Annotated in this window: 10 protein-coding genes and 3 pseudogenes; 10 read left to right on the top strand and 3 right to left on the bottom strand. The window is 60.5% G+C overall.

The window, feature by feature from the left end; translation table 11 throughout:
• The first annotated feature begins 633 nt into the window (after positions 1-633).
• On the top strand, positions 634-1,974 hold the full coding sequence (locus tag ABLV49_RS25675) for a replication initiation protein (protein ID WP_349283217.1): 1,341 nt from the start codon (positions 634-636) through the stop codon (positions 1,972-1,974).
• Positions 1,975-2,410: 436 nt separating this feature from the next.
• On the opposite strand, the gene ABLV49_RS25670 is transcribed toward ABLV49_RS25675, so the two are convergent.
• Positions 2,411-2,854 (bottom strand): helicase C-terminal domain-containing protein, encoded by a 444-nt coding sequence (locus ABLV49_RS25670; protein WP_349283215.1) that lies wholly within the window; start codon positions 2,852-2,854, stop codon positions 2,411-2,413.
• Between the two features lie 170 nt (positions 2,855-3,024).
• Between ABLV49_RS25670 and ABLV49_RS25665 the strand changes: the two are divergent.
• The 5 genes and pseudogenes from ABLV49_RS25665 to ABLV49_RS25645 all read left to right on the top strand — a co-directional run.
• Positions 3,025-3,237: pseudogene (locus ABLV49_RS25665) on the top strand (DDE-type integrase/transposase/recombinase); the annotation flags it as partial.
• Between the two features lie 142 nt (positions 3,238-3,379).
• The gene (locus ABLV49_RS25660) at positions 3,380-4,423 is read left to right on the top strand and encodes a Vgb family protein (protein WP_349283213.1); all 1,044 of its coding nucleotides are present in this window, start codon (positions 3,380-3,382) and stop codon (positions 4,421-4,423) included.
• Positions 4,424-4,458: 35 nt separating this feature from the next.
• Positions 4,459-5,529 carry a 3-deoxy-7-phosphoheptulonate synthase gene (locus ABLV49_RS25655; protein ID WP_349283211.1) on the top strand — a complete coding sequence of 357 codons (1,071 nt, stop codon included), beginning with the start codon at positions 4,459-4,461 and terminating at the stop codon, positions 5,527-5,529.
• Between the two features lie 37 nt (positions 5,530-5,566).
• Positions 5,567-6,220, top strand: coding sequence for a tetratricopeptide repeat protein (locus ABLV49_RS25650; protein ID WP_349283209.1), 654 nt, complete (start codon positions 5,567-5,569; stop codon positions 6,218-6,220).
• Positions 6,221-6,242: 22 nt separating this feature from the next.
• Positions 6,243-6,332, top strand: a pseudogene (locus tag ABLV49_RS25645) (hydroxyacylglutathione hydrolase); the annotation flags it as partial.
• Positions 6,333-6,477: 145 nt separating this feature from the next.
• On the opposite strand, the pseudogene ABLV49_RS26185 reads toward ABLV49_RS25645, so the two are convergent.
• A pseudogene (locus ABLV49_RS26185) lies at positions 6,478-6,752 on the bottom strand (VIT domain-containing protein); the annotation flags it as partial.
• A 128-nt stretch (positions 6,753-6,880) separates the two neighbouring features.
• Here ABLV49_RS26185 and ABLV49_RS25635 point away from each other — a divergent pair.
• Entirely contained in the window at positions 6,881-7,486 is a 606-nt protein-coding gene (locus ABLV49_RS25635; protein ID WP_349283205.1) for a hypothetical protein, read from the top strand.
• A 312-nt stretch (positions 7,487-7,798) separates the two neighbouring features.
• A complete protein-coding gene (locus tag ABLV49_RS25630; RefSeq protein WP_349283203.1) occupies positions 7,799-7,936 on the top strand; it encodes a hypothetical protein in 138 nt (45 codons plus the stop codon).
• 156 nt (positions 7,937-8,092) lie between these two features.
• Here ABLV49_RS25630 and ABLV49_RS25625 read toward each other — a convergent pair whose 3' ends face one another.
• Positions 8,093-8,341 (bottom strand): hypothetical protein, encoded by a 249-nt coding sequence (locus tag ABLV49_RS25625; RefSeq protein WP_349283201.1) that lies wholly within the window; start codon positions 8,339-8,341, stop codon positions 8,093-8,095.
• 3 nt (positions 8,342-8,344) lie between these two features.
• Between ABLV49_RS25625 and ABLV49_RS25620 the strand changes: the two genes are divergently transcribed.
• Together ABLV49_RS25620 and ABLV49_RS25615 are read left to right on the top strand one after the other, a co-directional pair.
• A complete protein-coding gene (locus ABLV49_RS25620; RefSeq protein WP_349283199.1) occupies positions 8,345-9,466 on the top strand; it encodes a ParB/RepB/Spo0J family partition protein in 1,122 nt (373 codons plus the stop codon).
• Positions 9,467-10,128: 662 nt separating this feature from the next.
• On the top strand, positions 10,129-10,458 hold the full coding sequence (locus ABLV49_RS25615; protein WP_349283197.1) for a hypothetical protein: 330 nt from the start codon (positions 10,129-10,131) through the stop codon (positions 10,456-10,458).
• Positions 10,459-10,832 lie beyond the last annotated feature (374 nt).

Raw genomic sequence — 10,832 nt, 5'->3', positions numbered from 1 at the left:
GTTTTCTTTCGGTATTTTCTAATTTTAGCGGATCAAGGCTTAAGTAACGAAATTTCTTAATTCTTAAAAATATTTTTATGTTTCTACACAATGAACATCAATACTCACCACAGATCCTATGCATGAAAAACGCACTTTGATTGCTTGTTGAATTCGCAATCTCAACTTGATTTGGTGTCCCCGTGTCTTCTGATTTAAAAATCGCCTGTCTTCAATAGATATCTAAGAGAAGTCTTTAATACTTTTAAGCTTGTAAGAAAATCATTTTTCTTCAATTAAATCAATAAGTTACGATCAATTTTTTTTACTAACTATCCCCTGTTTTATCATGAACTCCTCTCCGTTTAATAACTTTGTATCCCCTATCTAATAGCGAAATCTCCCCCGTTTAATAGCGTTAAGTAAACTTAACATCAGCCACATTCGATCAAAAATGAATGCTGACGCGCTCATTTTTTGATACCAACTCTTGTTTTTTTGTCAAATTCGTGATGAAGCTTAGCCAACGTTCTACTGAAATTGATGTTAAGAAATCCATGGATTCGGTAAGTATCCCCTGTTTTATAAATGCTAACTTGTCAACTATCGGAATAGATGATAGTATTCCGATACATAAAAACAGCGGAAATTGACATGCCCAGCGTAAGTTTGACGTTCAAAAAACCGAACAGTGCTTTAGTAATGATGCCAAAAGTTGGCAAGCTCACTGCAATCAGCAGAAAGCTTTTCAACGTGCTCTTGAACGTGACCCAACGACAAGTTGCCCAATTTCAAAAAGATGGGTTAGGAGTCTTGCCTGTTCGTTTTAAAGCAAAATTGAGTGACCTTGTTGATCCTGTGGAAGTCGGTGAGTCCAACCTACTTTCTCAGAGTAAAAAATCCTTTCGCGAAATGCGTCGTGTTGAACTGGATTGGGAAGCACCCGACGCCAACAGCGAAATAATTTTCAGAAGTATGAGCCTTTTATCTGAGGTGACTTTTACCAAGGAAGCTGGGAAAGGCGTTATTTATGTCGAGTGGGCTTTTCCTCCCAGTTTGATGGATGTCATCGTTGATCCATCCCGATTCACCCCAATCGACATTACTCAATTAGCCAGACTGAAGACTTACACCGCAGTTGCTCTGTACGAGATTGCAAGTCGTTACAGGAACAATCCAAGCGGTTTAACAAGTGAGCAAGACATGGACTGGTGGATTAGTGCTTTATCACAGTCTGCCGCGCCAATTGATCCGATAACAAAACTGCCGAAACCACGTGGCTGGAGTAAATTTAAGGACGATTCACTCAATGCTGCCATCCAAGAAATCAATCTTAAATCTGACCTGATTGTTGAGCTATTAGAAAAAAAGACTGGTCGAAAATTGACGTCCGCTCAGTTCAAGGTATCACGCAGCATTAAGGACAACGATTCCAGTAACCTTGGTACGCCTTCAAAAATGAGCTCTGAAATTGCCGAGATTGCGATAAGGTTAGGACTTTCTTTGGGCGATATCTCGAACTTGATAACTCAAGGTCAAAACGAAAACGTCCTTAAAGTTGCCTTTTCGAGGCTAGAAGCGCGTTTGGCTCGCGATGATCTGGCTAATGTTGATTCCAAAATAGCTTACTTGCGTTCAGTTCTTACTGATACAAATCAGTACGTTCACGACAAACCACTGTCCATACATCACGTGAACAAAGTGTCTCCACAAACTTTGAACGATGAACTCAAGGCGCCTCAAAGCCACAAGGAACGTCGCAGGGCTGAAATCAAGGATGAGTTGATGAGTCTGAGCAAAGACCAACAAAAACCTTATGCTGAAACCGCTTTGGAAGCTTTGAGAACTGCGGGCCTGTCAACTCCTTCCACGAAGCGAAAAGTTGAGGCAGGAAATTGGGCCGCGTCACCTTTTTTGGTTAGCAAAATGGTCGAAGCCTACGCTATCGCCCAGTACGGAAACGAATGGTTTCACGAACCCTCTAAAGAAGCCTGATCGATGAGGTCTATTACGCCAACACAAAGAGCATGTAACCCGCCGGCATTGACCAGGTTGTTGGTCTGCAAGTTAGATAACACCAAATACGCTTGCATCATCTGGTACTGACCCGGCGGCGCGGTTGAAGTCGGTCCAGTTGATGGTAACTCCGCAGTAGTGCAATATGCGTGGCAGGGGAGGGCAGTTTACTGGTTTCTTTGACCTTATCACAGCGGTTCTGGCCGTCAAGTCCGTGCGTGTAATGCTGCGCTGGCGGTGTCCTGGCGGCTGTCAGCACCGCTGCGCTGCACCGTGAATCAAGTCGGAACCGGACAATCATGCCTGATTCACTGAGCTGACCGATGTCACACGATTTTTCTACTTCTTTTATCGGCATCTTTCCTTGATGTCTGCGCCCTTGTTCTCGGTGCTGCATCTGGGCGGATGACTGAAATTAAAACATTATCGGCATCGGCATCGGCATGCAACGGCGGCGCAATACTGTTCCGGCTGCGTTCAAGAGTTCGGTGGCGAAATGCTCTGTACTCGCCAATGGTTCTGCGGTTCTGTGCTCGATGCCGTGATGGCTGTACGAAAACCAGCGCGGTCGATGCTTCGACATCAGTTCAAACGGCCCGATGACCCAAAGCATGACCAGCGCACCAGCGCAAACGGCGGCAGCCCGGGCCAGCATCGCCAGGCGCGTGTCGCACACGGTGATCACTGCCCGGTCCGTCTCCGTGCGCACGCCGCGCCCGACCCACTGCGCCAGCTTCATACCCGCGCGGGGCACGGACAGTTCGGCAAACGGGTCGCGCCCCTGGCTGGCGAGCCACTCGGCTAGCGCCTCCTCGACCGGCGTGAACGGCAGCTTGTCGACGACGATGTGCTCGCACATCGGGCTGGCGCACAGCCACCCTCAGCGATGTACGGGTCTTGTCGAAGATGGTTCCTGCCGTGACGGTGCACTGATGTCGGCAGGCCCGGCAAATGAGCCGGACTCTTGTCCAAAACATGGTGCGGCTTTCCCACTTCCAAGGCTGAAAAACAAACGTCTGCGTAACATCACTCAACAGCATCGCCCGCCAGGACCATCGGGCCATCAAACGGGTCACCAAACCGATGCTGAACTTCAAGTCATTTCGAGCCGCCAAAAATGCCCTGGCCGGCATCGAGCTGATGCACATGATCCGCAAGGGTCAGCTCCTGCTCGAAGGCTGTATCGAGCTGCCTTTTGCCGAGCAGTTTGATTCGCAGGCAGGAAAAATCCGTCCCGTTTGAGGAGCTGGCATCCGTTCCTGCTCCAAACACGTTCATCAACCGGCAACGCGCAGAACCCCCTTGCAGGGCACCCTGCATTGCCGCCAAAATGAACTGCCCGAAGCCGCACCATCGAACACCAACGCGCAAAAGAGGTATTGCCATGGCCGTGCCAATGAACGCTCATTCGTTCCACAGCGCCCAGATGACCCGCATCAGCCGCCGCAGCACGCTGGGCGCGCTGTCCGCCGTTCTGCTCTGGCCCGGCGCCGGGCGCGCGCAGCCTCCGGATGCCGCGCGTCTGCAGTCCTGGCCGCTCAACACGCCGCGTGCCACCGGCATCCATGACTTGGCACCGGCGCCGGATGGCGGGGTATGGTTCTCTGCGCAGCGCAGCGGGCACCTGGGCTGGTTTGACCCGCGCACGGGCAAGCCGGAACTGATTTCTTTAGGCGATGCTTCGTCGCCGCACGGCGTCATTGCCGGACCCGACGGCGCGGCCTGGCTGACCGACGGTGGGCAAAACGCCATAGCGCGCGTGAGCTGGCCAGCGCGTGAGGTGAGGCTTTTCCACCTGCCTGCCGCAACGCCCCATGCCAACCTCAACACCTGCGCCTTTGATGGCGACGGCGACCTGTGGTTTACCGGGCAAAGTGGCTACGTTGGCAAAGTGGCCGTGCGCACCGGCTTGGTCAGCGTGAAAGCGTCACCGCGCGGACGCGGGCCCTACGGCATATGCGCCACTCCCAGGGGCGACGTGTGGTGGTGCTCGCTGGCGGGGTCGTTCATTGCACAAATCGACCGAAAAACCGGCATGTCACGCATCGTAGAACCACCCACGCAGCGCCAGGGCGCGCGCCGCGTCTGGTCCGACAGCCGTGGCCGCATCTGGGTGGCCGAATGGAACAGCGGCAACCTCTCCATGCACGACCCGGCGCTGGGCATGGGGGCCAACAGTTGGCGCACCTGGAAAGCGCCAGGAACCGATCCGCATGTGTACGCCGTGTACGTGGACGACCAGGACATCGTCTGGGCCGCAGAGTGGAGCAACAACGCCATGCTGCGCTTCGACCCGGGCAGCGAGAAGTTCGGTGTGCTACCCATGCCACGTCCCGCCGCTAACATCCGCCAGATACTGGGCCGGCCTGGGGAGGTTTGGCTGCCGGAAAGCGGGACCGAGTTTATTTCGGTGATCAGGACGGGGTGAATGCCGCGAAAAACAGCCCCCATCACGCAGACGCCATGTCCACCCAAATCTCAGACATCCACATCGCCCAGGCCGACCCGCTTCCGGAACCCCGGCTGCTGCAGGGCGAACTGCCAGCGGGCGAAGCCGAAGCCGCATTCATTGCCGCCTCGCGCGCTGCCACCCGCAATATATTGCGCGGTCTGGATGACAGGCTGCTGGTTATCGTGGGCCCGTGCTCGATCCACGAGCCTGAGTCGGCCCTGGAATACGCTGCACGGCTGCGCCCGCTGGCCCCGCGCCTGGACGATTCGCTGCTGCTGGTGATGCGCGTCTACTTCGAAAAACCGCGCACGCGCATGGGCTGGAAGGGTTTGATCTACGACCCGGAACTCGACGGCCAGGGCGACATTGGCGCGGGCCTGCGCCATGCGCGGTGCATCCTGCTGGAATGCGCGCGGCTGGGCGTGCCGGCGGCCTCTGAAATCCTGGACCTGGTGACGCCGCAGTACTACGCCGAACTGCTCACCTGGGGCGCGATCGGCGCCCGCACGGTGCAAAGCCCGCTGCACCGGCAGATGGCTTCGGCCCTTTCGGCGCCCGTGGGCTTCAAGAACGCTACCAACGGCAGCGTGGGCGCCGCCATCGACGCCATCCATGTGGCCGTCCAGTCGCACCGCTTTCCCTCCATCTCGCTCGAAGGCAAGGCCATCGTCATCACGACCACCGGCAACCCTGATGGCCACCTGGTGCTGCGCGGCGCCAGTGACGGGCCGAACTACGACGCCGCCAGCGTCAGCCGCGCTGCGGCGAGCCTGTCCCAGGCCGGCTTGCCCGCGCGGCTGGTGATCGACTGCAGCCACGGCAACAGCAACAAGGACTTTTCCAGGCAGCCCGCCGTGGCGGCCGATATCGCGCAGCAAATCGCCAGCGGCTCGAGCAGCATCTGCGGCCTCATGATTGAGAGCCACCTGGTCGAAGGCCGGCAGGACATCGTCGATGGTCGCCAAGGCCTGCGCTACGGGCAGAGCGTCACCGACGCCTGCATCGGCTGGGAGGCGACCGTGGCCGTGCTGGAGCAGCTGGCGGCGTCCGTGCGCCAGCGCCGGGCGGGCGCCAGGGCTTAATTTGCCGGCGCAAGCCACGGCGTATAGGAGGAGCATCATGTTGCGTGCACTGTGCCTTTGTATCGTTTTGATGATCATGACGCTTTCGCAGCCGCTGTCTGCGGCCGACCCGCCTTCGACACGGCTGCAGGCGCTCAAGGCGATCGAACACCCCGAGCCTGCCGTGCGGCGCGCTGCCATCGCGCGCCTGGGCGAAGTCGGCGCCATGGCGGATGCCGACCGTCTCGTGGTCCGCCTGCGGGACGATGACGCGCCCGTTCGCCAACTCGCCGAAGCCGCACTGTGGCAGATCTGGAGCCGTTCCGGCAACCGCGCGATCGATGCTTTGTTCCAGCGCGGCGTCCAGCAGATGGCGGCGTCGCAGCTGGTCGAGGCTTTGACCACGTTTTCCGAGGTGATCCGCAGGAAGCCGGCCTTCGCGCAGGGCTGGAACCAGCGCGCCATCGTTTACTACCTGCTCGGCCAGTATGAGCTGTCGATGAAGGACTGCGACGAAGCTCTCAAGCGGAACCGCAACCACTTCGGGGCGCTCGCGGGCTACGGGCAGATATATCTGGCCCTGGGTGAGCCCGACCGCGCCCAGTCCTGCCTTGAGCGAGCGCTCAAGCTGAACCCGAACATGGCCAGGGTGGCGGCGACGATCCGCCTGATCGAGCAGCACCGTGAGCAAAAGCGCCGCGCAATGATCTGACAGCACACCCTTTGAGCCCACCATGATTGTCGAACGCATCTGGACCGGCAATGCCTACCGCAACTTCAACTATCTGATCGCCTGCCCCGAAACCGGCGAAGCACTCGCGATGGTGTCGCGTTGCCGGTTGATGAACGTGTTTGGCGTAGGAACGGATGCCGGCGCAAGCCGCGCTGCTCGAACTGCAGTGTCTGCGCGTAGCGCATCGTGATGACGCAGCGCTCCCGGGCGGCCAGGTGGCCCAGGTTCAGGGGGTAGCTCAGATCCTGGTTTTTCTCCCGCATGAGCGCGGCCTGGTCTTCGGACCGCGCCTCCTCATAGCGCGCCTGGGCCCATTTTTTGGCGACCACCGCGCCATTCAGGCGCTTGCTGCCCAGTTGCACTTCAATGCCCAGCAGGACGGTGCCCCAGGGCAGGGGAAGGTGTAGACCACTTCAACGCTCTGGTCCGTGGGATTGCAAAACCGCTGCTCGACGCTCGCCTCGAACAGCAGGCCTTTGATGTCGCCCTCGACGTTGACGCTTTCGAGCATCATGGGCGCGCCGGTGCGCGTCATCAAGCAGGCGTATTCAGGCGGCTCCATGGTGCTGATCGTGTAGTGGCCGCGTGCTGTCAGAATCACACCCGGATCCCTTCATTGAATGCTTACCCGGAGATTGCATGACCCTTTCGTCCTCGACCCTTCAATCCATCCAGCAAGCCGGCCTGGGCTTGTACCAGGCGCACCAGGCCGTGTCGGCCGACGTTCAAGCCGGCGGCGCCCGGGCCATGGCCCAGATGGCCAGCCAGCCGTTCAGCCCGGACAATGACGCGGCCTACAAAAAGCTGCTCTCACTGGCCCGCATGGCGCACGAGCTGCAGGCCATGGAGGAGCAGCTCAAGGCTCTTTATGCCCAGGCGAGCGAAGCGGCCTCGCCCGACCTGCCCGTGCTCATCGCCCTGGGCAGCGACGGAGGACGCGGCGATGGAGGGCGAGCCGCACCGCGGCCGGACAAGGCGAGTGCCGAGGAGGCGGTGGTCAAGCCTGCCGCGGCCAGGAAATCGAAGGCGGTCCAAGGCAAAAAGCCGCGCCTGAGCCCCAACGACGAGAAAGTCATGGCAGTCTTGACAAGCCTGCTTGACCGCCGAAGCGCCAGGGTGGTCACGCAGGCCAGCCTGGCGCAGGCCACCGGCATTCCGCTGGGCTCCATTGGCCGGTCGCTGCGCAATCTGGTGGCCGCCGGGTCGATCAAGGAAGGCCCTAAAGGCGCCTATCGCCTGGTGTAGACCGGTTCTCGCCGGCAGGGGGCCGGGCTCCGGTGTGCTGTAGCGTCAAGCGGACCCGATCGCGTTTGAGGCGGGCATGGTTGCTGAAAACAGCGGCGCGCAGCATGCCGGCAGATCAAAACAATGGGGGCCCAGGCATCCAGCGAAGGTTTGCAGTGCTTGCCGCGCGGTAAAGCGTGAAAGGCGTGAAAAGCGCAAGCGCCTGATCCCGACTCTGCCGCGGCGTCATGGGCAAGACTTCCTCTTCTGCAGGGGAAGGCGAGCCGATGCTGCGCATCGTCAGGCTCTACTTCCTCTACTTCCTCCACTTCCTTGTCTGTCTCATGCCTTGACTTGCGCGACCTGCTGGTGCGCCGGGTGCACGGCGCTGAGGTGCCGGCTTCACCCCAGGCAGTGCGCGATTTCCTGGCCACGCGCCTGGGCTGCCTGCATCGACTTGTCCATTTTTGAATGGGATGACTCCTGCCCGACATCAAGGGTTCTGCGCCAGGCGGTGGAGCCGCATGTGTTGAACGGTGCAAGGCCGGGCAATTTTGCACCGTGCAACAGGTGGAAAAAACTTTTTGGGCATGCAAGATGGATCAACAGACCCCGGGGAATTTAACCTCAACGTCTCGGCTTCAATCGGTTCATCGCGATGACCGCAGGAGCCGCCGGGAGCACAAGTTGTTCGAAGCGCTGGCCGGGCAGGTCGGCCAGCGGCTGTTTCCCGGATTCGCTGGCCAGACGCGGCAGCGATGCGCGCGCCGCGAGCAAAGGCGTGCCGGTGTGGCGCATGAAGGGTGCGTCCGCTAAAGAAGCCAGCCAGGACATCGCCAGCGCCCGTGCCGCGGCCACCGATAAAATGAAATCCAACCCATGATGACTGACGAACCGATTTCCCCCTTCCTACCCTTTGCGGACCGCGCGCCCAGGCCCGTGATCACGCTCAAAGCCCGCCCCCGGCTTGCCGAGGCAACGCTGGCCAGCCTGCGCGCGGCGAGCAGCGAGGCGCCAGGCGAGGCGCTGCGCCTTCCCCTGGCCGACATCGACGAGGACCCCGACCAGCCCAGGACGGTGTTTGACGACGAGGAACTCCAGAGCATGGCCCAGAGCATCCTGGCCCATGGCGTGGTGCAGCCCATCGTGGTCCGCCCGCCCGTGAACGGGCGCTACGTGCTGGCCTTTGGCGCGAGGCGCCTGCGGGCATCCCGGCTGGCCGGCGTGACCGACATCCCGGCGGTGGTCCGTCCGACCGGTGTGAACGGTGCGAACGAATTCGCCGCGCAGCTGATCGAGAACCAGCAGCGCGCCGACCTCTCCAACTCCGACCTGGCCACCGCCATTGCCCGGCTGGTCCGCGAAGGCTTGACCACCAGGCAGATCGCGGCCATCTGCGCGCTCAAGGACTACCAAGTGACGGCCTTTCGGCAGGCCGGGGACCTGCCGCCCGAGTTGGCCGCGCGCCTGGACACGGCCGACATGCGCGCGCTTTATGACCTGTCTCGCCAGTGGGGCAAGACGCCGGCCGAGGTGATCGCCGCCTTGCCCGATGCCGACACGTTCCTCAGCGTGACCGAGGCCCGGCGCATCATTGGCGCCATCACCGGCAAGCCGACCGGCAGCATCGTGCTCGAGCGCGCCCGGGCGGCGGCTGTTCAGGAAAGCGGCCAGTCGCTGCCAGGCGGCGACCAAGAAGGCGAACCGCAAAAAGCGCCCCCGGTGCGTGAACCCCCGGCCAAAGAGCGCCCGCCCATCGAGGAGCCGCCCGCGTCCGAAGGCTTGCCGGCCCAGGCCAGGCCCAGGGCCGCCACCCGGCCGGGATTGGCCCAGCTGCTCCCAGCCAGCGCGCCCGTGTTCATCGTGGCCGCGGGCAATGGGCCGAGCGGCAGGTTGGTCGTGGACCGGCGGGCCAAGCGCCCCGACTCGGTGCTGGTGGCCTACGCCACCGGTACCGAAGAAGTGGACGCGACGCAGCTGCGGATCGTTCGCATCGAGTAAACCCATCATCCCGTGTCCCTGGAAAAGGGGACGCCCTTTCAGTTCCGCCGGCGGTTCGACCTCCATGGTGGCCCCGTGTTCAAGGGCCGCACCTGGAGCGCACACCGTTTTGCCTTAAGCCTGTCAATCGAAGCCTGACCGCTGAAGGCGCAATGGCCTATCGGCTATCTTCCGCTAGCTTTAATTATGTTCACAGGTGCCGTCGGATGATCGCAATGCAGTGCTCGACCGCCTCCGCCTTGCCCGGTAGCCTTGGCTTACCTTGCATGTCGGTTGCGCATTAATTTTCCGCGCGTGGTGTCTTTCTTGCTGCCGAAGGCGCAGTAGCAGGGCTGGCTGCTGGCTGCTGGCTGATCAAGGTGCGGCGCCAGCCAGTGCAGCCACAGCCCCTACATCCATGCAACGGCGCAGAACACCGACACGGCAAAGATGCGCCACTGCCCAGCTTGCCAGGAGGTATAGAACCAGAAGCGCCTGGCCCAGCATGCCAAAGATGGGAGGCCCAGCGCCTGCAGGCCTCGCGGCTTTCCTGGGAAAGCCAGGCGGCGAGCGCGCCGAACAGGGCAATGGCAATCTGATCAATAGGCATGGGCTGCGATTGTGCATGCCCGCTGGCCCGCATCAGCCAAAGGCACTCCCGACGACTTTTGAAGGCGCGCACGATGCGCATGACCCGGCTCGGCGGCATACTGGCGGGTATGCGCTACACCATCACCCTCGAGGATTTTCCGGAGATTCCGCAAGACGTGCGCGTCAAAGCCGAGGACCAGTACCGCCGCGCGCTGGAAAAGGCGCTGGGCGGGCCCGATGACGTCTTGCCCGCCTACCGCGCCTGGCTCGGCGTGAGCGAAAGCGGCAACGATCAGCTGGACAAGGCCGAGGTCGTCCTGGCGACCCAATGGCAAAAGGCGTGCGACCTGGCCCGGCAGGCCGGCTTTCGCACGCTGGGCGAATCGGCTGAAGCCTATTTCGAGTTCAAGCCGAGTCGATAACGCAATAAATGGCGCGGGCGACGCGGCGGCTTCGCGGTGCCTTTTCTCGGCAGAAAAGGCAGCACCGGCCAGCCGACTGGCTCGAGCTGCCCGACTTCATGCGGCCACGCACCGGGCAAAGCAGTGATGCCAGCGCCTGCGTTGTCGGCGCCAGCGCCTCCATTCACCGCGCCCGCCCGAGCCCAGACCCCGGCGCCACCGCCGCCTGCCGTGATCGGGCCGTCCGCAGAGCCGGCCAAACGCCTGGTGTGCGCGCTGCGCGGTCAAGATCAGCTTTCCCGAAGGCAAGTTTTGCTGGAACAACGCCCAGCGGTTTGGTGGGCTGGCGTATTGCCGGGAACACTAGGCGCTCCTGTAAGCCTGCATTTGCTTCA

The sequence above is a fragment of the Polaromonas hydrogenivorans genome (assembly GCF_040105105.1).
GTDB classification, from domain to species: domain Bacteria; phylum Pseudomonadota; class Gammaproteobacteria; order Burkholderiales; family Burkholderiaceae_C; genus Polaromonas; species Polaromonas hydrogenivorans.
Note: the sequence above shows the minus strand (reverse complement) of the source record. Positions and strands in the feature narration are given on the sequence as shown.

Coding starts and splice junctions, on each gene's coding strand:
- ABLV49_RS25675 (WP_349283217.1), top strand. CDS start 634: ATGCCCAGCGTAAGTTTGACGTTCAAAAAACCGAACAGTGCTTTAGTA.
- ABLV49_RS25670 (WP_349283215.1), bottom strand. CDS start 2,854: ATGTGCGAGCACATCGTCGTCGACAAGCTGCCGTTCACGCCGGTCGAG.
- ABLV49_RS25660 (WP_349283213.1), top strand. CDS start 3,380: ATGGCCGTGCCAATGAACGCTCATTCGTTCCACAGCGCCCAGATGACC.
- ABLV49_RS25655 (WP_349283211.1), top strand. CDS start 4,459: ATGTCCACCCAAATCTCAGACATCCACATCGCCCAGGCCGACCCGCTT.
- ABLV49_RS25650 (WP_349283209.1), top strand. CDS start 5,567: ATGTTGCGTGCACTGTGCCTTTGTATCGTTTTGATGATCATGACGCTT.
- ABLV49_RS25635 (WP_349283205.1), top strand. CDS start 6,881: ATGACCCTTTCGTCCTCGACCCTTCAATCCATCCAGCAAGCCGGCCTG.
- ABLV49_RS25620 (WP_349283199.1), top strand. CDS start 8,345: ATGATGACTGACGAACCGATTTCCCCCTTCCTACCCTTTGCGGACCGC.
- ABLV49_RS25615 (WP_349283197.1), top strand. CDS start 10,129: ATGCGCATGACCCGGCTCGGCGGCATACTGGCGGGTATGCGCTACACC.